The organism is Aquimarina celericrescens (assembly GCF_042682765.1).
In the GTDB taxonomy this organism is placed as follows: Bacteria; Bacteroidota; Bacteroidia; order Flavobacteriales; family Flavobacteriaceae; genus Aquimarina; species Aquimarina celericrescens.
Window position 1 is genome coordinate 188,752 of sequence record NZ_JBHUHY010000017.1, and the last position, 19,424, is coordinate 208,175.

The window sequence follows — 19,424 nt, forward strand, 5'->3', positions numbered from 1 at the left end:
TTTTAGATTAGATATCTATCACTAAGATACCGATTCCTTAACTTTAGAAAATATATCTATATCTACTTGATTTTTAGTCAAATCTTCAAAATCTTCATGCTTACGTATTAAATGAGCTTCTCCATTATGCCATAGCACTTCTGCAGGACGATAACGAGAATTATAATTACTTGACATTGAAAAACAATAAGCTCCGGCATTTTTAAAAGCAATAATATCACCTTCGGTGATTTCAGGAATTCTTCTGTTGGTCGCAAATGTATCGGTCTCACAGATATACCCCACTATAGAATAAAAACGTTCTCTTCCTTCTGGATTAGAAACATTTATGATTTCATGGTGAGATCCATAAAACATGGGTCTGATTAAATGATTAAGTCCACTATCTATTCCTGCAAAAACAGTAGAAGTAGTTTGCTTTACCACATTAACTTTTGCCAAGAAATACCCCGCTTCACTAACCAAAAATTTACCAGGCTCAAAACCTAATGTCAGTTCTTTTCCATATTCTTTACAAAAAGAATTAAAGCGTTTGGTTAATTTCTCTCCAAGCTCTTCAATATTGGTTTCTATATCGCCAGGTTTGTAGGGTACTTTAAATCCGCTTCCAAAATCTATAAAATCTAAATCATGAAAGTTCTTTGCCGTTTCAAACAGAATCTCACTTGCATATAAAAATACTTCAATATCCAGAATATCACTTCCAGTATGCATATGGATACCGTTAATATTCATTCCCGTATTTTCTACTATTCTTAAGATATGCGGAATTTGGTGAATAGAAATACCAAACTTGCTATCTATATGTCCTACTGAAATTTTACTATTGCCTCCAGCTAATACATGTGGATTTATACGTATACATACCGGTACATTGGGATGTTTTGTGCCAAATTGTTCTAGAATGGAAAGGTTATCAATATTAATTTGTACCCCCATCTTAGAAACTTGTTCTATTTCTTCTAATGAAACGCCGTTAGGGGTAAAAATAATATCCTCTGGTTTCACACCAGCTAATAATCCTAATTTTACTTCTTGAATAGATACCGTATCTAGTCCAGCACCTAATGAATTCATTAGCTTTAAAATAGCAAGATTAGAAAGTGCCTTTACCGCATAATTTAGCTTTACCCGTTTGACCTTCTTAAAGGCATCAAACAAACGATTATACTGTGAAATAATCTTTGAGGAGTCATATACATAAACCGGACTCCCAAACTTTCTCGCTACTACTAATAAATTTTCGTTTTCCATAGTGTCACAAATTTAAGCTTACGAAATTATCAATAAAATTATAGATATTGATATCGTAAGAAGAAAAAATCTACTCAACGATAGATTTTTAGATTTTTAACTTGTATTTAGGGCGTATAAAGCGAGTAAATTAGTACTTTTAACAAAAAAAATTATGCTTCCGCTTTTTCCTCTACAGACTGTCGTTTATCCTGGCGAACGCCTACCTTTGCATATTTTTGAGGAACGATATCAACAACTAATTAAAGACTGTAAAGAGGATGATATCACCTTTGGAATACCTACTTTTATTAATAAGACGCTTGACTATGGTACCGAAGTAAAACTTCAAAAAATATCCAAGAAATATCCAGGAGGAGAAAGCGATGTGATTTGCCTTGGAAAAAGAATCTTTAGAGTCAAAAGTTTTCATGAAAAACTACCAGGTAAACTTTATGCGGGTGGAGAAGTAGAATTTCTTGAAGACAACGATGGAAGTGCGGAAGACCTTCAGGAAGAATTACTTAAAAATATTGCCATTTTATATGTCGAGCTTACTATAGAGAATCCCCCTGTATTTGATATTCCTTTTATTAGTTATCAGGTAGCACATAAAGTAGGCTTGGCACTACACCAAGAATATCATTTATTGACATTGCGTAGCGAATTGGAAAGGTTGAATTACTTAATAGGACATCTTAAAGTTACCATTCCTGTTGTACGGGAAATGAATAGAGCTAAAGAGGTAATACAGATGAATGGACATTTTAAAAACTTCGACCCTTTAGATTTTGAAGACTTCCAACTATAAAGTTTACATATTTTAATTTACTACTCTTTTATGAGTAAAACTTCCCAGAAGTTTTTTACCCTAAAAGATTGGCACAGTAATTTCACTTTTCATATTTTTGGGACTCCTATAAAAAAGGTAAAAAAACTAACAATATGAACTTACACGAGTATCAGGGTAAAGAGATATTAAGCAGCTTTGGCGTGCGAATACAACGCGGTATTGTGGCACAAAATGCACATGAAGCCGTAGCAGCAGCAAAACAACTTACAACCGAAACAGGAACAAGTTGGTATGTAATAAAAGCTCAAGTACATGCAGGTGGACGAGGAAAAGGTGGCGGAGTTAAACTTGCTAAAAATCTTCAGGAAGTAGAATCTATAGCAGAACAAATCATAGGAATGAACTTAATTACTCCTCAGACCTCTGCAGAGGGTAAGAAAGTTCACCAGGTATTAGTGGCAGAAGATGTTTATTATCCAGGTGATAGTGAACCAGACGAATTTTATATGTCTGTGTTATTAAATCGTACTACCGGGCGTAATATGATCATGTATTCTACAGAGGGTGGAATGGATATAGAAACGGTAGCTGAAGAAACACCACATTTGATTTTTACAGAAGAGATTGATCCTTCGGTTGGTATATTGCCTTTTCAAGCTCGTCGGGTAGCATTTAATCTTGGATTAAGTGGTACTGCTTTTAAAGAAATGACAAAATTTGTAATGGCTTTATATACTGCCTACGTAAAATCTGATGCCTCATTATTTGAAATTAACCCGGTTTTAAAAACTAGTGATGATAAAATTATGGCGGTTGATGCAAAAGTTACACTTGATGATAATGCATTGTATAGACATAAAAATTATGTCGATATGCGAGATATTCGCGAAGAGAACCCTATTGAAGTAGAGGCAAAAGAAGTAGGTCTTAATTACGTTGACCTTGATGGAAATGTTGGATGTATGGTAAACGGTGCCGGTCTTGCCATGGCAACTATGGATCTAATAAAGCAGGCAGGTGGCGAACCCGCAAACTTCTTGGATGTAGGAGGTACTGCGGATGCCAAACGCGTTGAAACTGCTTTTAGAATTATTCTAAAAGATCCTAATGTAAAGGCAATTTTGATTAATATTTTTGGTGGTATCGTACGTTGTGATAGGGTTGCTCAAGGGGTAGTAGATGCTTATAAAAACATGGGTGATGCTATCAACATTCCTATTATAGTGCGCTTACAAGGAACCAATGCAGATATCGCTAAAGAGTTAATTGATAACAGTGGATTAGATGTTCAAAGTGCAGTGCAGTTTCAAGAAGCTGCAGACAAAGTGCAAGCAGTGTTGGCATAATTAGTAATTGCACTTTTTATCATAAATAAAAGCGATCTTGAATAGATCGCTTTTTTGTTTATCAAAAAAATACAGTCATGAATACCGAAATTGATAAAATAGTTCGCACTTTGGAAATGAATCCTCATCCTGAAGGTGGTTTTTATAAAGAGACATATAGAAGTGAAGGTATAATCCCTGAAAACATCTTAGGGAGTAGCTTTTCTGGTAAACGAAACTATTGCACTGCCATCTATTTTCTACTTACATCAGATAATTTTTCTGCATTTCATAAAATAAAACAAGATGAAATATGGCATTATTATCAAGGTTCTTCACTATATGTTCATGTAATTGATCACAATGGAGAATATAAAAGATATGAAGTAGGGATCAATCTTGATCAGGGAGCATTACCACAGTTGGTGGTTACAGCTGGATGCTGGTTTGCTTCAAGTGTTACGGATGCCAATAGTTATTCATTGGTAGGTTGTACGGTGTCACCAGGTTTCGATTTTGAAGATTTTGAGCTGGCAGAAAGAAAATCGTTGGTACAAGAATATCCAAAATATACTGAAGTGATCACCCAATTTACTAGGATATAAAAAACACCCGATTATTTCAAATCGGGTGTTTTTTTTGTCTTTAATTTCTTGCTCTTTTGGGATATGGGGGTCTTTTAGGTTCTTTAGGAGGGTTCTTTTCAAGCTCTTTTAAGACTACTTCAATTGCCTTTTCTAATTGTGGGTCTCTACCTTTTATCACTTCAGAGGGAAGCTGTTCTACTTCAATATCTGGAGCAACACCTACATTTTCTACGATAAATCCATCTTCTGTCCAGATTGCCACATTCGGGGCCGTAACACTGGCACCATCGATAAACTCCGGAAACCCTAATATACCTACTAAACCTCCCCAGGTTCGTTTACCAATTAAAGTTCCAACTTTAAATTTTCTGAACATCCAGGGTAACATATCTCCACCTGATCCTGCAGTTTCATCAATAAGCATCACTTTTGGACCTTGAATAGAAGCACTAGGAGTTTTAAGATCTTTACCATATCTGAAATTCCAATGCGATTGATAGGGGTTCAAAAGAAGATTAATGTAGTAATCTGCGATTTGTCCACCTCCGTTAAATCGCTCATCAATAATTATTGCTTTCTTATTGGCTTGAGGATAGAAATATCTTTTAAAATATTCATGACCTGCCGTAGTGGTATTAGGTACATATACATAAGCAACTTGACCATTAGTAGCCTCATGCACTTTTTTTAAATTGCTTTCAACCCAATCCCGATTTCTTAAAGCATATTCGCTGGATACCGGAGTAACTTTTATTATCCTGGAATTGTTATAATTTGGATTTGGTCCAACAGTTAATTCTACAATCTTGTCTGCCGTATTTTCAAAATGGCTAAAAATATTATCGTTGCTGGTCAGGTCTTTTCCATTTACCGCTAACAAATAATCCCCCATATTAACATGAACACCAGGTTCTGTTAATGGGGATCTAAGTTTTGGGTTCCAGTTAAGACCTCCATACATCTTTTCAAATTGGTATCTGTTATTAGAAATTTTATAATCGGCACCTAGAAGTCCACCAGGAATGCGTTTTGGTATATTTAGTCTTTCGCCTCTTCCCTGAAGTCTGTGATGTCCTACAGATAGTTCGCTACACATCCACTGGATTACTCTATTTAAATCGCTTCTAGACGATAGATGAGGTAGAAATTGTGAATATTTCTCCTTCATCGCAATCCAATCAGACCCGTGCATACCTGGGTCATAAAAATAATCTCTGTTAATTCTCCAGGCTTCATTAAAGATATTTTTCCATTCTGCTACTGGATTGATTTTTACCTGAACATTCTCGATTTTTAGAATTCCTTTTCCATTCTCAGGCTTTTTGGCTGTTTCAGTTATTCCCCACTTATCATCCAGATTGTACAACATTTTTTTACCGTCAGAAGAAATAACATAATAGTCTAATTCCATAACTTCAGAATCCTCGCGTTTTTTTATGTCGTATTGATGAAGTGTAGCCGACTCTTCATCGTTATAAGATTCACCAGATATATATAATAGTATATCTTCTTCAGGAGAGGTTAAATGATGATAGTGTCCTGCTTTAATAGGTAAATCAACAATTCTGTTTTGAATTTTTTCAAGATCTATTGTTATTGGTTTGATAGTATCATCTTTGTCTTTTTTTGATTCTTTTTGATCTTTGGATTCTTCTTTTTTATTCTCTTCGGGTTTTTCTTCATCACTTTCTTTCACAAAAGGAGAAATGATGTCTTTTTGAAGCGTAACTAAATATATTGAGTTGGTAAGAGACATATCCTGATTGGATTGATCAAACCAATTTACCACAGGACCGGCATCTGTTGATGCGGTAAAATAGATATACTTTCCACCAGCATCAAAAATAGGATCACTGGCATTGCTTAATCCATCAGAAATGGCATAAGATTTTGAGTTTTTTATATTATACAAGAATATTTGTTCAAAATTGCTTTCAATTATTTTTGAATAAATGATCCAGTTAGAATCTGAGGACCAATCGCCAAATAGATTTCTAAAGGCTCCTGGGAAATAATAATCATCACTTGCAATTTTGTTTATTTTTTTTGAGGCTACATCTAGGATATATAAATTTCTGCCATTATCTGAAAAACTGATCTTTTTACTATCTGGTGACCAAGAAGTGTATGCATAAAATCCTGTGCCAGAAACTTTAATTTTTTGTGCTTCCCCTTTACCGTCTTGTGATTTAATATAAAGTTCATATTCTCCTGATGCATCAGAGAAGTATGCGATTTTTTTTCCATCGGGAGACCACGCAGGGTATTTTTCATGATCGCCTTGACTTAGTGTGATATTTCTGGGATCTCCTTTATCTTCAGGAACTGTTATTATTTCACCCCTATAATCAAAAACAGCTCTTTTTCCTGAGGGAGATATACCTGCCGAACGGATATGTTCATTCCCTTTAATATATCGTTCTCTTAATTCTAATAAGTCTGTAGAAATTCCAATTGTCAATTTTGTGGAATTCCCTTGTGATATGTTAAATAAATGTAAGTATCCGGCTTGTTCAAAAATAATGTTATTGTTTCCTATAGCTGCATTTGTGATAGGGAAATCATTAAACTGGGTAAGCTGTTTTATTTCTTTTGAATTCGTACTGTACGAAAATAGATTAAACTCTCCGTTTCTATCGCTTAAAAAATAAACTATGTCATCTCTCCACATGGGTTGCACATCATTACTTCCTCCTGCTGGTTGTGGAATTTTAACGATAGATTTATCTTCAAATGAAAATATCCAAATATTGGCAGTAGTTCCGCCTCTGTAGTTTTTCCATTGCTGAAATCTTTCCCTGATTGGTGTATAAGCCATATATTTTCCGTCTGGGGAATAAGCTGCGTGCCATGCATTTGGTATTTCAAGTTCGACAGGATACCCTCCAGTAATTGAAACTTGATAGAGTTTAGAGTATCGATTGGTGTGAATTGCCCTTCCAGAATTAAATAAAACTGATTTTCCATCAGGTGTAAATCCCCTCGCATAGTCTCTTCCTGGGTGCCAGGTTAATCTCTTTGGAATCCCTCCTTGCGCTGGGATGATAAATATATCAATGTTACCATCATATTCCGCACTAAAGGCAATATGTTTACCATCGGGAGAAAAAATGGGATTAGATTCAACACCTTTGTCTATTGTTAACCTTCTGGGTAATGTCCCATCTTTATTAGCAATCCATAAGTCTTCAGCATAAATAAAAGCGATGTGAGATTCGCTTATTGCTGGTTGATGAAGCATTCTGGTATCGTCAGGGTCGATAGAGAATACCTGAAATGGAATAAAAAATAATGCAAATAAAAGTTGAATAGAAAAAGAATAGATTTTTTTCATGACTGATGTGATTGATAAATAGTTAAAGACTTTTAAATAAAAAGATGCCTCAAAGTACAGCTTTTATCGCTTGTAAATTGTTAATCATTTTCTAAATTCTTGAATTAGAACTTTGAAAAAATTAAGATTAGGATATAACCTGTAATAAAAATATAATTTATTCTTCCCCAATCAGGTAATGAATGCTTACAGTGGCCAGATCCGAATTTGGAAATTTACTGAAATAATCCTTTTCACTTTGTAGCCCAACTTCCTTAATAATCTTTAAAAAAGAATCGATTTCCAGTATATATTGATCAGAAAATCCATGCGTGGCATCATAGGCAGTGGCTGCGGTCTTACCAATATTTCTAGCGGTTAGATCGGGAGGTATGGTATGTAGTTCGATTACTATAAGTCCAAATTTTTTAATATGAGGAACCCATTTTTTAAAGTGATCTTTTAGATTACGTTCAACATCATCATTATTCAATCGTTTTCCCCGATAGGCAAACGCACCTGTAGATTGACTTGGATGGTCTAATTTTGATATTGGTTCACTCCATATTCTATTGTGATCTAGAAATGTTCTCACAGACAACAAGTCCTTCAGTTCAATGTTGTATTTATCTTTTAAGTCTTTTTGCAATCCATCTGGATTACTTATATCTCCCCATATCACTTTTGCCCATATATCTGCCTGAATAAGATTAGCCCGGGTAACTTTGAGTGCTGCCGTATTATAATCTGCACCAACAAGAAAGAGAGGATGCTCCTCCAGATGTTCTCCTCGTAACGTTTTGGATGCTATTACATCAAAAAGATGTATCAAAAATGCTCCGTTGCCGCATCCCATATCCAGAATACCTTTTGGTTGCTCGGCCAAAGGTTTGTTGAACAAGCTTATTATAATTTCATCAATTTTTTTAAAGTAGGTTGTATGTGCTCCGCCACTTCCCCAAACATTCATTTCTCTATCCACATGGCTTTCGTCTTCGTCTTTTGTGTTCCATAAAATGTTGGGGTCGCCAAATAACAAGTTGTCCATTTGTCGAAACATTGGAATATAAGAAACAGTAACTCCATATGCAGAAGCTCTTTTGGCAAAGAACAATCCTTTTTCTGTAAATGTGTAGTTGTTGTCATTTTTGCTAAACCAACCCAGATATCCTAAAAAAGAAAGAATAGTGTCAAAACTTTCAGGGAATTTATGATATTCATCTGCGCTAAAAGAGGCTTCCATAAAATATTTATGAAACATGCCTCCCATACCAAGATGAACTGTGGTGGGCCCTACTAAGATCCCTTCGATATGCTTTAAGATTTGATTCTGAATTTCAAGAGTGTTATTGTTATTTGTAGGTTCTAAATCAAAACGATTTTGGTATTTCTTGAATAAATTTTCAAGTTTATGGAAAGGTTCTAATTCGAATTTACGAGGATGAAATTTACCAGAGTATTTCAAAAGATCGACAACATCTTTATATACATAAAAATGGCCAAAAGCAATTTCAGAAGAGTTGTTGGTTGTTATAATGATATCATTTTGAGTAACGGTGTAGTTTAACCAGCCCTGAGAACTCAATATACGAAGGGCGACATTAAGGTATCCTTCGTTTGCCCTGCACGCCGTCGCAATTTGATTGATAGATGCTTCTTTGGTATCCAAAAGGTATTGTACTACATTATTAGTTAATAAAGAGTACGAGATAGGTGCGACAACAATACCGTCGAGATGTCTAAATAGTTCTTCTCTAAATTGTTGTTTTTTGGTCGCCGAAAGCATAGGTGCTTAATTGAAAGGTTACTAATTAGTCCTAACCAAATTAAACAATTTATTTTGAAGATGAAGAACTTATTTTTTATTCTTATTAGAGTCTGATGCGATTTTTTTCTCTGGCATAGGGCCTCGTAAGTGGATAATGAGACCATTAAGAAAATTACGCAGAATTTGATCTCCGCACTCCATATATTTTGGATGACTTTCATTTCTAAAAAAAGCTCCTAATTCACTTTTAGTAACTTTGAAATCTACAAGAGCACAAATTTTTACGATATCATCATCGCGTAATTTATGTGCTACTCTAAGTTTTTTGAAAATATCATTATTAGTTAAACCCATTTCGCAAAGGTATGCTTTGTTGTTTAAAAAGTAATTGATATAATTTGAAATTTACTATTTTAGAAAAAAAGTAATTAAATTTATGTATAGTAAAGAGGAGAAATTAAGTTTGCTTTCTGAAATGATTCAGTTTGCAAAAGTAGATAAAGAGTTTAAAGAACAGGAATACGACTTTATTGTCGCGGTTGGGTTACAATTAGGGATTACCAAAGAAGAAATAAACGGTTTAGTGAAAAATAGAGCAGAGAAGAAAAATCTGCAACCAGAATCACAACGTATTCTTCAATTTCATAGGTTGATTCTGTTAATGAATATTGATCAAGAAACTTCTTCTTCAGAAATTGATGATATAAAAGAAATAGGATTACAAATGGGACTACGACCTGAAGCCATTGACTCTGTTTTAAAAGAAATGCACAATTATCCAAATAAGGTAATTCCCCCAAAAGAATTATTAGCAATTTTTACTCGTTTTTATAATTAATTAGGCATTAGATCAAGAGCTAAAAGCGAATTGAAACTACAGTATCGAATGATCCCGCTACAGTGCAGGGTTTTTTTTAGTGGTTTATTTTTTGCTAAAGAGTTGATGGCGAATTGAATCTATATAATGACAACGCTAGTCTCAATCATCTCTACTTATGCAGATTTGTCATTATGAAAATACCTATACACGACAAAAAGTCATTAAATCTTTTGGTAAAAATGACACAATGTCTTGTTTTTTCTTATGGAACTCAAATTGCTATATACTCATTGAAATTAAAACTTTAAATAACTTTAAAAATATAATACGATGAGTTTAATTAAAAGAACAGACAGACTACCTTTCCTTTTTGATGATTTTTTTACTACCGATTGGTTAGGAGGAACTGAAAATACTAAAAGAATTGGGTTTAATACACCTGCAGTAAATGTAAAAGAGACTGATAACGATTTCTCTGTAGAACTTGCGGCACCAGGTCTGGCAAAAGAGGATTTTAATATTGAGCTGGATAATGATGTTCTTTCAGTTTCTTCAGAAACTAAATCAGAAAAAGAAACCAAAGAGGATGATGGTAAGTATACCAGAAAAGAGTTTGCGTATAGCTCTTTTAAAAGATCTTTCACTTTGCCTGAGACAGCAAATGGTCAAGAAATTAAGGCTTCTTATGAAAATGGAGTACTGTTAGTTACTATTCCTAAAAAAGAGGAAGCAAAAGTACAACCTAAAAGGTTGATTGAGATTTCATAATTGGATTTGAGATTTGTTTAGTTGATTAATGTTATGAAGAACGCCTTATTTTTAGGGCGTTCTTCTTTTTTATAAATAAGAGTATTGAATCTTTTCTATTTCAATTATTTTTTCATATTATTGTGATATCAAAATGATATTATAATGAAAAATGAAAAAATTGTTAAAGGAAGTAATGGATATCTTGTTTTAGGGGTATTATTGCTCATCATCATTATGATGATTATGGGTTTTGTTGTTATGAAGAATCCGTTGTTTATCCTCTTACTAGCCGTGGTGATTTTTATTATCAAAGGTTTTTTTATAGTAAACCCTAATAGCTCCAAAGTGATGGTTCTGTTTGGTGCTTATAAAGGAACGGTAAAAAACAATGGTTTCTTTTGGGCAAATCCTTTTTACACTAGACAACGTATATCGTTGAGAGCAAGAAATTTTTATAGTGAAAGAGTAAAAGTTAACGATAAAATTGGTAATCCGATTTTGATTAACGTAATTTTGGTTTGGAGGGTAGAAGATACGTACAAGGCTGCTTTTGATGTTGATCATTATGAAGAGTTTGTTAGAGTTCAAACTGATGCTGCGGTAAGAAAATTAGCGGGTTCTTATCCCTATGATAATTTTGCTGAAGGTCATAACGATCATGAAATAACACTATTATCTGGCATGGATGAAGTAAATGAAGCGTTAGAAAACGAAATAACAGAGCCGCTTGGCCATCGCTGGAATTAAAGTGATGGAGGCTAGAATTGGATATTTGGCTTACGCACCAGAAATTGCAAGTGCGATGTTAAAAAGACAACAAGCAGTCGCTATAGTAGCCGCAAGAAAAAAAATTGTTGAAGGTGCCGTAGGTATGGTAGAAGATGCTTTGTCTAAACTATCAGCAGATGGCATCATTGATTTTGATGATGATAAGAAAGCATCAATGGTAAGCAACCTGATGGTTGTTTTATGTGGAGATAAGGAAGCTACGCCTGTAATTAACACAGGTACGTTACATTCGTAATTTATGGGTAAAAAAAAATCGTTTGTACTAAGAATTGATCCCGAAACATTTAAGCTGATCGAAAAATGGGCAGATGATGAATTTCGTAGTGTGAATGGTCAATTAGAATGGATGATTCACAAAAGTCTAAAAGATGCTAAGCGATTAAAAAAGTCAAAACAGATGCCCGATGACGATTCAAATTAAAAAGAATAATGCAGCTCGGTGTTTAGAATATAATCAAAAGCTATTCATGAGATCTTTAAGTTCTAACTCAGAAATGGGTTTAGTCAGGTAACCAGAGACTTTTTCGAATTCTTTTGTTCGTGCAATATCCATTGGATTATCTGAAGATGACAGGATGTAAATAATTATATCTTTTTTCAATGTGGGATGTATTTTTTCATACTCTTCTAAAAATTGCCAGCCGTCCATGATTGGCATGTTGAGATCTAGCAGTATTAAATCGGGTATTTTGTTGATGTTTTCGTTATTAGATTTTAAATAACTTATCCCTTCTTCCCCATTTGAAAAAATTAAAAGCTTTTTCTCGCTTGGAAGGGCTTTGTTAATTAATTTTTTAATAATGTAATGTTGTATCCTGTCATCATCAATCAAACATAGGGTGTTTATATTTTTTGTCATGAGGCTAAATTGTAATGATGCTATAGTTCGTTTATCTGCGATACTCAAAGTTCTTTTCAATTTGGGTTTATATCAATTTGAATAGAGGTGCATCGATAAATGATATTTATTGGGGTAAAAATAATTTGTCCGACCTAAAATATGATCTTGGCCATGTGCAATAAAAAACTTTAAATTAAATGTAGTACTTTTTTTTTGTAAAAGTATGAGGTAAAACATTAGAACTTATAAGGGAATCCGTAAATGTTTTATAATAAGCTATATCTTACTAGTAAAACAAAATATTTGTGAGTAGTATTATTGTTTTTATACTTTAGCTCAATACGAAGTAGAAGTGTTAGCTAAAAAATATTATAAATCCAACCATTTTTTGAAATTAGAAGTTCGTTCTCGGGACACGATAATTTGCTCTTCATCCTGTGGTTTTAATTTTAACAATAATCTACTGTTAAAATAGCTATGAATCTCAATAACTGATTTTACAGACACCATAAATTTTCTATTAATTCTAAAGAACTGCACCGGATCTAAAATTTCTTCTAATTGATCAATAGAATATTCAATTGGGTATTTTTGGCCTTTACGGGTATGTAAGAATATCAACCCTTCATTAGACTTAAAATATGCAATGTCTGTAATATCAAAGGAGTTGAATTGATTTCCTATTTTCACCATAAATCGCTTTTTGTATTCTTTGGCAAACAAATTTTTTATTCGTTCAAATTTATCTTCATTAATTGTTGTGTCAGAATCAATATGGTTTTTTCGATATTTTGCTAATGCATTTTGAAGATCCTTTTTGTCAATAGGTTTCAATAAATAGTCTAGTCCGTTGTATTTAAAACCTCGTATAGCATACTCATTGTAAGCCGTTGTAAATATAACCGGAGGGTGATTTTCTAAAGAGTCCAGAATATCAAACCCATAACCATCGTTAAGTTGTATATCCAGGAATATTAGATCAGGCAAAGGATTATTTTCAAACCAATGCTTTCCATTTTCAACAGACGTAAGCTGGCCTGCAATATGAATTTCTGGAGCTAATTCTTCTATAAGATTAGCAAGGCGTCTTGAGGCTATATTTTCATCTTCAACAATTACAGCGGTCATCTTAAGAAACTTTTACAATAGAAACTTCGTTAATAGCTCTTGAAATTAATGGAATGTTCACTTTAAAATATCCATTTTCCGCTTCCACTATTACCTTTTGGTTGGTGTAAAATGAATATCTTTTTTTGATGTTTTTGAGCCCTAGTTTTGTGGATTCTTCTTTTTGCTTTCTTACATGCAAATTATTCTGAATCACTATACTTTTTTGACCTATAGAGAAGACACTGATTTCTAAGGGCTTTTCTTTTGAAAAATAATTGTGTTTTAATGCATTTTCTACCAGCATTTGTAAAGAAAGTGTAGGAATCAAATATTCTTTGGGATCAATAGCAATATGAGTAGTAATGCTCAAAGCTCCTTGATGCCTCACATTCATCATAAATATAAACGAATCTAGAAAACTTAATTCTTTTTCCAGACTTACCAGGTCTTCTTCTCGATTATCTAAAATGTATCGATAGCAAGAAGCTAATCTTGATACAAAATCCGAGGCAAGATCTCGATCCTCATACATTAAGGAAGTTAAAGTATTCAAGCTGTTAAATAAAAAATGTGGACTGATCTGATTTTTTAAAGATTTATATTTAGAAGTCATCGCTTCCTTTTTTAATTTATTCATAGTATTCTCAAGCTCTTTCTTCTGTTTAAGGGCAAAGTAAAACATGTTGAAGAGTATTGCAGCAAACCCGAGAACCGTAGCTCTGAAAAAATCAATCCTAAATCGTAACCAAGGATTATCGGCATCAATTTCACAGATATGATCCAATTCAAAAATGGCTAGATAATATAGTAAAGCAGCTACCGGGAGAATGATTAGCAGGTTAATACCTAAGATCTTAAGACCATTTGACATGTCTAGAGTCTTCTCAATATCTGCATTTAATTCACGGCGAATTAACCTATCATTGGTTTCCCAAGCCAGCATTAGAAGAAAAAAAGCACTGAAATAATAAAAAATACCAGTTGCATCAAAAATAGTTCCGTCGTCATCGTCATGGTTTATAGTTAGTTTAACCAAGAAATATATCAGATTCACGATTAGAAACCGAATGGCAAATTTCCTTAAGTAACTTTTTGAAATCATATCACGGTTTGGTAATTAGTGCTTATAAAGATACATAACTCGTTGCCAACGTCGATCTGATAATTGGTTCAATTGTCAATTTAGAAGTTGAATTGTAATTAATCAAAGTTGATCCGGAAAAACAAAACGGGAAAGTGTTTTGACTCTTTTAAAGTAAACTTTTGGTATCTCAAGAGTAAAAATACCAGTTCATATGATTTAGATTTCAATCATTTCAATAAGCGTGCAACTTTGGATAAAATCTTTAAAACCAAAGACATTATGAAAAAGGTTGTTTTCATCACTTTTATTTTTTTTACATATATATCTAATGCTCAGACTGGTGTAATTAAAGGCACGATTGTCGATAAACAGTCAGAAACCCCCTTGGTGGGAGCTACAATAGAACTACTTAACTCAGAAGTACCTAATGGAGTTGTGACAGATATTGATGGTTATTTTATATTAGAAAATGTTCCGGTGGGACGCCAATCTATAAGAGTAAGTTATATTGGTTTTGAATCCATTACTTTACCCAATATTGTGGTAACTTCAGGAAAAGATGCAGTTATAAATCTATCTCTGATCGAAGCCTTCGATCAATTAGATGAAGTAATACTCACGAATGATAATGCGAAAGCAAAGGCAATAAATGAACTTACATCTGTATCTGCACGTCAGTTTGGGGTTGAAGAGGTGACCCGTTTTTCTGGTGGGAGAAGTGATGTAGGAAGGTTAGCAGCTAATTTTGCGGGAGTATCTGCGCCTGATGATAGTCGAAATGATATCGTGGTTCGAGGTAACTCACCCGTTGGATTATTATGGAGATTAGAAGGCGTACCCATTCCGAGTCCCAATCACTATTCTACTTTGGGGACTACTGGAGGACCAGTTTCAGCATTAAATCCCAACTTGTTAAAAAACTCTGATTTTATTACTTCGGCTTTTCCTGCCGAATATGGAAATGCTATAGGTGGAGTGTTTGACCTTGGTTTTAGAAAAGGAAATCTCGATGATTACGAATTTACCGGGCAGGCCGGAATTTTTACTGGACTTGAAGCCATGGCTGAAGGCCCGTTGGGTAAGAATAAAGGTTCTTTTTTGATAGCAGGACGATATTCATTGGTAGGAATTTTAGGAATTGGAGCAGGTGGGACTTCGGCAGCACCAAATTATAGTGATATCTCTTTTAATGTAGATTTTGGAAAAGGAAAACTAGGAAATTTCTCTTTATTTGGAATTATTGGTTTCTCAGATATTGAATTTCTAGGTGATGATATAGATGAAGATGATCTTTTTGCTGCAGAAGATGAAAATTCATTCGTCGATTCTGGTTTTGGCGTAGTTGGTTTAAAACATCAAATAAATATTGGGAAAAACTCCTTTCTAAGAACGATTGTTTCGGGTTCGTATTCAATTAATGATTTCATTGCAGATCGTTTTATTGATAAGGATACGCCGCAAGAAAGAATCATCAGATATACCGAATCCGAAAATAGCGAGTCACGCCTAACGTTTTCAACATTATTTAATAGCAAATTAAGTAATAAAGCTACATTGAGAACGGGGATTTTGGTAGAAAGCTTCCAAATTGAATCTTTAGAAAGAGATCGTACTGAACAACCTGATGATGACGGAGACGGAGATCCTGATTTGTTCACGTTTACCGATATCGATGAAAATCTTAATATCATTCAGCCATATATTCAAGGTAAGCTTAGAGTAACAGAAAAGTTAACAGTAAATGCAGGAGTTCATGGTCAGTACAGCACTTTAAATGAACAATTTGTTATTGAACCCAGAGCAGGACTTTCTTATAAAGCTGGGAGAAATCATAGTTTTAGTTTTGGTTATGGCCTGCATCATCAACCTGTTTCGTTACCCTTATTATTTCTAAATGAAGAAATTAATGGACAACTTGAACAAACCAATCTTGAACTTGATTTTGTAAGGAGCAATCATTATGTCCTGGGGTATGATGTAAGAATTGGTAGCGGTTGGAGAAGTAAATTGGAAGTGTATTATCAAGAGATTGACAATGCTGCTGTAGAATCTTTCCCATCAAGTTACTCTTCGTTAACTGAAGGTGCGGATTTCGGATTTCAAAATGATCGGGTTTCTTTAGTAAACGAAGGCACAGGATTTAACCAAGGTATAGAATTTACTCTGGAAAAATTCTTCACCCAGGGATACTATGGTTTGCTTACCACTTCATTATTTGAAAGTAAGTATGAAGGCAGTGATGGTATTGAACGAAATACACCTTTTAACAATGGATATGTTTTAAATCTATTGGCAGGAAAAGAATTTAAGGTAGGTAAAGCAGGAAAAAATGTAATTTCTCTCGATACACGAGTTACATTAGCCGGAGGGAGGTATTTCACTCCAGTTGATTTGGAAGCTTCTCAGCAAGCCGGTTTCGAGATATTAAGAGAAGATCTGGCGTTTAGTGATCAGGCAGATGATTATTTTCGGTGGGATGTAAAATTGGGTTATAAGATCAATAGCAGATCGAAAAAAACTTCTCATCAATTTTATGTAGATCTACAAAATGTTACTGCCAACGAAAACGTATTTACTCGTCGATTTAATCGATTAACAAATCAGGTAGATCAAGTAGATCAGATAGGTTTCTTTCCTGATTTTGGATACAAATTTCAGTTCTAGATTGGTTTTTAGGTTTATTTAGAGTTCAAGTTTGCTAGGCTTCTTTCTCTGGAGGAGGAGGGAGCCATAGCAGACAGAACACTTGGTTACGACAAATAACGAGCATTAACCCTAGTATTAGAGTATAATTAATCTTAGTTTTTGAGAACTACTGAGGTAGTATTTTTAAGTGAAATTCATAGTTATGAAAAAAGTAATAACCATAATACTAGTGATAAGTCTGATTTTTATAGGCTTTATAAAAATAGGGGAGCAACCCTCAAAAAATAATTACATGAATAGTGAATTAAATAAAATCGAAAAGTATCTATTTCATAGAGATAGTTTTAATGCCAAAATCTCTAAAGTAACTGTGGCATGGCATTTGGATCATAGTTTAAAGGTCATCAATGGTATTTGTGATTCGTTGCAAAAATCAAAACCCGGAATCTTTAAAAGGAAATTTAATATGGCTCGTATATTTTCTTTTACTTTCGGTTTTATACCCAGGGGTAGGGCTCAATCTCCTGAATCTGTCATGCCACCAGATACAATAAAAACAGAGGATATTGTATCTCAATTGATGACGGCCAGAAATAAATTAATAGGGCTGGAAGCCTTGAATGAAAAATCGAACTTTAAGCATCCGGTTTTTGATCAATTAGACAAAAAACAGACCAAGCGTTTCATCGAAATTCACACTCGTCATCACCTTAAAATTATAAAGGATATTTTAAGCGAATAAGTGTCTGGGCCAATATTTATGAATTTTAAATATCCACATGCATTTTTTGAATATAGCCAGGTACGCCAGAGTAAGAAGAAATGTTACCATACTAAATCCTAAAATCCTTTTTTCTTGTTTTCAATTGTTATTGTTTTCCTATTCATTCGTGTCTGAAAGATTGGACGTGTTACAAAATCTAACGTTTATCATTTTTTAAAATTGAAGTTCTTATACCATTGATTTTTTGACATATGAGTTTTTTTCAAACTCTCTTATATTCATAGATAATACGGGGACATCTGGAAACATTGATTTAAGAGTACTCACAATTTTTCTGGAAAGATTGGCTTTTTGTTAGTCATTTCTACCTTCCATGATATTTCCAAATACATGAATGAAATGATCTTGTGTGTTACCAATGGTATAGTGTTTAAACAGATTAATTCTTACCTTAATATCACCTTTGGCAAATAAGCCTGTCGAATCGGAAGCGTCATACACTTTTTGGATAATTTCTTCAGGTGATTTTAATTGAATGATCTGTTCGGAGCAATCTAAAATGAAGTGTGGCATGTTTAGCATATATTTTTGTTTTCAGAAAAGTAGAAAGGTTTAATCAATTATTCTTAAAATACTCTTCTACTTCGGTAATCCTGTTTTCTTTTTCTTTATCTGTTAGCCAGCTAGCGCTGAAGCTGTTTTTTGCTAGCTCTGTAATTTGTTTTTTTGAAAGCTGAAGTGCATCTGCTATACTTTGATAATTTTCGTTCATGTATCCTCCAAAATATGCAGGATCATCAGAATTCACAGTTACTAAAAGACCTCTATTCATCATCGTCACGATAGGATGATCTTTTAGATCTTTTACAACCTTAAGTTCTAGATTAGACAACGGACATAAAGTAAGCGGAATCTGTAGTTCTACAAGTTTTTGGACCAATGAATTATCATCCAGGCAACGATTACCGTGATCAATTCGGGTTATTTTCAAGAGATCCAAAGCTTCCCAAATGTATTCAGCAGGACCCTCTTCGCCAGCATGTGCAACTGTTAGAAAACCTTCTTCACGAGCTTTTTCAAAAACACGTTCGAATTTTGAAGGAGGATTGCCTATTTCTGAAGAGTCTAATCCTACACCACTAATCCAATTTTTATATGGTAGGGCTTGTTCCAGGGTTGTAAAAGCTGAAGCTTCATCCAGATGCCTTAAAAAAGACATAATTAATTTAAAGCTTATTCCAAATTGTTTTTTACCATCTTCTAGAGCCTTGTGAATGCCTCGAATGACAGTATCAAATGAAATTCCACGATCAGTATGTGTTTGTGGATCAAAGAATATCTCTACATGTACCACATTTTGTTCATGAACTTTGGTAAGGTATGCCCAGGTAAGATCATAGAAGTCTTGTTCATTGATGAGCACGTTGGCACCGGCATAATAGATGTCAAGAAATTCTTGAAGATTATTAAAGCTATAAGCTTTTCTCAATTCATCTATCGAGGCATGACTAATTATCTTATTATTTCTTTTTGCAATTTCGAACATTAACTCAGGCTCAAACGTACCCTCAATATGCAAGTGAAGTTCAGCCTTCGGGATACCTTCAATAAATTTTTTAATTGAAATTTCACTCATAACAT

The 19,424-nt window shown here is 33.9% G+C and carries 17 protein-coding genes and 1 pseudogene; 9 read left to right on the forward strand and 9 right to left on the reverse strand.

Annotated elements, in window-relative coordinates; all coding sequences use genetic code 11:
• Positions 1-21 precede the first annotated feature (21 nt).
• Entirely contained in the window at positions 22-1,254 is a 1,233-nt protein-coding gene (gene lysA / locus ACFSJT_RS17530) for a diaminopimelate decarboxylase (protein WP_378321637.1), read from the reverse strand.
• A gap of 154 nt (positions 1,255-1,408) precedes the next feature.
• On the opposite strand from lysA, the gene ACFSJT_RS17535 reads away from it, so the two are divergent.
• The 3 genes from ACFSJT_RS17535 (at position 1,409) to ACFSJT_RS17545 (ending at position 3,956) form a co-directional block, all read left to right on the forward strand.
• Positions 1,409-2,044, forward strand: a complete 636-nt coding sequence (locus ACFSJT_RS17535; protein WP_378321638.1) for an LON peptidase substrate-binding domain-containing protein — start codon at positions 1,409-1,411, stop codon at positions 2,042-2,044.
• Between the two features lie 134 nt (positions 2,045-2,178).
• Positions 2,179-3,372, forward strand: a complete 1,194-nt coding sequence (gene sucC, locus ACFSJT_RS17540) for an ADP-forming succinate--CoA ligase subunit beta (protein WP_378321639.1) — start codon at positions 2,179-2,181, stop codon at positions 3,370-3,372.
• A 77-nt stretch (positions 3,373-3,449) separates the two neighbouring features.
• Positions 3,450-3,956, forward strand: coding sequence for a cupin domain-containing protein (locus ACFSJT_RS17545; RefSeq protein WP_378321640.1), 507 nt, complete (start codon positions 3,450-3,452; stop codon positions 3,954-3,956).
• 40 nt (positions 3,957-3,996) lie between these two features.
• On the opposite strand, the gene ACFSJT_RS17550 is transcribed toward ACFSJT_RS17545, so the two are convergent.
• From ACFSJT_RS17550 to ACFSJT_RS17560, 3 genes are all read right to left on the reverse strand, one after another.
• Entirely contained in the window at positions 3,997-7,272 is a 3,276-nt protein-coding gene (locus tag ACFSJT_RS17550; protein WP_378321641.1) for a S41 family peptidase, read from the reverse strand.
• A gap of 157 nt (positions 7,273-7,429) precedes the next feature.
• Positions 7,430-9,037: a class I SAM-dependent methyltransferase gene (locus tag ACFSJT_RS17555; RefSeq protein ID WP_378321642.1), complete on the reverse strand. Its 1,608-nt coding sequence runs from the start codon at positions 9,035-9,037 to the stop codon at positions 7,430-7,432.
• A 69-nt stretch (positions 9,038-9,106) separates the two neighbouring features.
• Complete coding sequence (locus tag ACFSJT_RS17560; RefSeq protein WP_378321643.1) at positions 9,107-9,373, reverse strand: DUF1456 family protein; 267 nt, start codon at positions 9,371-9,373, stop codon at positions 9,107-9,109.
• A gap of 82 nt (positions 9,374-9,455) precedes the next feature.
• Here ACFSJT_RS17560 and ACFSJT_RS17565 point away from each other — a divergent pair, with 82 nt between their 5' ends.
• The 4 genes and pseudogenes from ACFSJT_RS17565 to ACFSJT_RS17580 all read left to right on the forward strand — a co-directional run bounded on the left by ACFSJT_RS17565 (position 9,456) and on the right by ACFSJT_RS17580 (position 11,799).
• Positions 9,456-9,857 carry a TerB family tellurite resistance protein gene (locus tag ACFSJT_RS17565; RefSeq protein ID WP_378321644.1) on the forward strand — a complete coding sequence of 134 codons (402 nt, stop codon included), beginning with the start codon at positions 9,456-9,458 and terminating at the stop codon, positions 9,855-9,857.
• A gap of 312 nt (positions 9,858-10,169) precedes the next feature.
• Positions 10,170-10,607, forward strand: a complete 438-nt coding sequence (locus tag ACFSJT_RS17570; protein WP_378321645.1) for an Hsp20/alpha crystallin family protein — start codon at positions 10,170-10,172, stop codon at positions 10,605-10,607.
• Positions 10,608-10,751: 144 nt separating this feature from the next.
• Positions 10,752-11,613, forward strand: a pseudogene (locus tag ACFSJT_RS17575) (SPFH domain-containing protein).
• Between the two features lie 3 nt (positions 11,614-11,616).
• Positions 11,617-11,799 (forward strand): type II toxin-antitoxin system antitoxin, encoded by a 183-nt coding sequence (locus tag ACFSJT_RS17580; protein WP_378321646.1) that lies wholly within the window; start codon positions 11,617-11,619, stop codon positions 11,797-11,799.
• A gap of 33 nt (positions 11,800-11,832) precedes the next feature.
• On the opposite strand, the gene ACFSJT_RS17585 is transcribed toward ACFSJT_RS17580, so the two are convergent.
• From ACFSJT_RS17585 to ACFSJT_RS17595, 3 genes are all read right to left on the reverse strand, one after another.
• Positions 11,833-12,237: a response regulator gene (locus tag ACFSJT_RS17585; protein ID WP_378321647.1), complete on the reverse strand. Its 405-nt coding sequence runs from the start codon at positions 12,235-12,237 to the stop codon at positions 11,833-11,835.
• 351 nt (positions 12,238-12,588) lie between these two features.
• On the reverse strand, positions 12,589-13,347 hold the full coding sequence (locus ACFSJT_RS17590) for a LytR/AlgR family response regulator transcription factor (protein ID WP_378321648.1): 759 nt from the start codon (positions 13,345-13,347) through the stop codon (positions 12,589-12,591).
• A 1-nt stretch (position 13,348) separates the two neighbouring features.
• Complete coding sequence (locus ACFSJT_RS17595; protein ID WP_378321649.1) at positions 13,349-14,383, reverse strand: sensor histidine kinase; 1,035 nt, start codon at positions 14,381-14,383, stop codon at positions 13,349-13,351.
• Between the two features lie 309 nt (positions 14,384-14,692).
• On the opposite strand from ACFSJT_RS17595, the gene ACFSJT_RS17600 reads away from it, so the two are divergent.
• A complete protein-coding gene (locus tag ACFSJT_RS17600; RefSeq protein WP_378321650.1) occupies positions 14,693-17,077 on the forward strand; it encodes a TonB-dependent receptor in 2,385 nt (794 codons plus the stop codon).
• 184 nt (positions 17,078-17,261) lie between these two features.
• Positions 17,262-17,801 carry a DUF1569 domain-containing protein gene (locus tag ACFSJT_RS17605; RefSeq protein WP_378321651.1) on the forward strand — a complete coding sequence of 180 codons (540 nt, stop codon included), beginning with the start codon at positions 17,262-17,264 and terminating at the stop codon, positions 17,799-17,801.
• 336 nt (positions 17,802-18,137) lie between these two features.
• On the opposite strand, the gene ACFSJT_RS17610 is transcribed toward ACFSJT_RS17605, so the two are convergent.
• Both ACFSJT_RS17610 and ACFSJT_RS17615 read right to left on the reverse strand, forming a co-directional pair.
• Positions 18,138-18,356: a tautomerase family protein gene (locus ACFSJT_RS17610; RefSeq protein ID WP_378321652.1), complete on the reverse strand. Its 219-nt coding sequence runs from the start codon at positions 18,354-18,356 to the stop codon at positions 18,138-18,140.
• A 43-nt stretch (positions 18,357-18,399) separates the two neighbouring features.
• Positions 18,400-19,419 (reverse strand): adenosine deaminase, encoded by a 1,020-nt coding sequence (locus ACFSJT_RS17615; RefSeq protein ID WP_378321653.1) that lies wholly within the window; start codon positions 19,417-19,419, stop codon positions 18,400-18,402.
• Positions 19,420-19,424 lie beyond the last annotated feature (5 nt).

Excerpts from the sequence above, each read along its gene's own strand:
- lysA (WP_378321637.1), bottom strand. The coding sequence starts at position 1,254 with ATGGAAAACGAAAATTTATTAGTAGTAGCGAGAAAGTTTGGGAGTCCG.
- ACFSJT_RS17535 (WP_378321638.1), top strand. The coding sequence starts at position 1,409 with ATGCTTCCGCTTTTTCCTCTACAGACTGTCGTTTATCCTGGCGAACGC.
- sucC (WP_378321639.1), top strand. The coding sequence starts at position 2,179 with ATGAACTTACACGAGTATCAGGGTAAAGAGATATTAAGCAGCTTTGGC.
- ACFSJT_RS17545 (WP_378321640.1), top strand. The coding sequence starts at position 3,450 with ATGAATACCGAAATTGATAAAATAGTTCGCACTTTGGAAATGAATCCT.
- ACFSJT_RS17550 (WP_378321641.1), bottom strand. The coding sequence starts at position 7,272 with ATGAAAAAAATCTATTCTTTTTCTATTCAACTTTTATTTGCATTATTT.
- ACFSJT_RS17555 (WP_378321642.1), bottom strand. The coding sequence starts at position 9,037 with ATGCTTTCGGCGACCAAAAAACAACAATTTAGAGAAGAACTATTTAGA.
- ACFSJT_RS17560 (WP_378321643.1), bottom strand. The coding sequence starts at position 9,373 with ATGGGTTTAACTAATAATGATATTTTCAAAAAACTTAGAGTAGCACAT.
- ACFSJT_RS17565 (WP_378321644.1), top strand. The coding sequence starts at position 9,456 with ATGTATAGTAAAGAGGAGAAATTAAGTTTGCTTTCTGAAATGATTCAG.
- ACFSJT_RS17570 (WP_378321645.1), top strand. The coding sequence starts at position 10,170 with ATGAGTTTAATTAAAAGAACAGACAGACTACCTTTCCTTTTTGATGAT.
- ACFSJT_RS17580 (WP_378321646.1), top strand. The coding sequence starts at position 11,617 with ATGGGTAAAAAAAAATCGTTTGTACTAAGAATTGATCCCGAAACATTT.
- ACFSJT_RS17585 (WP_378321647.1), bottom strand. The coding sequence starts at position 12,237 with ATGACAAAAAATATAAACACCCTATGTTTGATTGATGATGACAGGATA.
- ACFSJT_RS17590 (WP_378321648.1), bottom strand. The coding sequence starts at position 13,347 with ATGACCGCTGTAATTGTTGAAGATGAAAATATAGCCTCAAGACGCCTT.
- ACFSJT_RS17600 (WP_378321650.1), top strand. The coding sequence starts at position 14,693 with ATGAAAAAGGTTGTTTTCATCACTTTTATTTTTTTTACATATATATCT.
- ACFSJT_RS17605 (WP_378321651.1), top strand. The coding sequence starts at position 17,262 with ATGAAAAAAGTAATAACCATAATACTAGTGATAAGTCTGATTTTTATA.
- ACFSJT_RS17610 (WP_378321652.1), bottom strand. The coding sequence starts at position 18,356 with ATGCCACACTTCATTTTAGATTGCTCCGAACAGATCATTCAATTAAAA.
- ACFSJT_RS17615 (WP_378321653.1), bottom strand. The coding sequence starts at position 19,419 with ATGAGTGAAATTTCAATTAAAAAATTTATTGAAGGTATCCCGAAGGCT.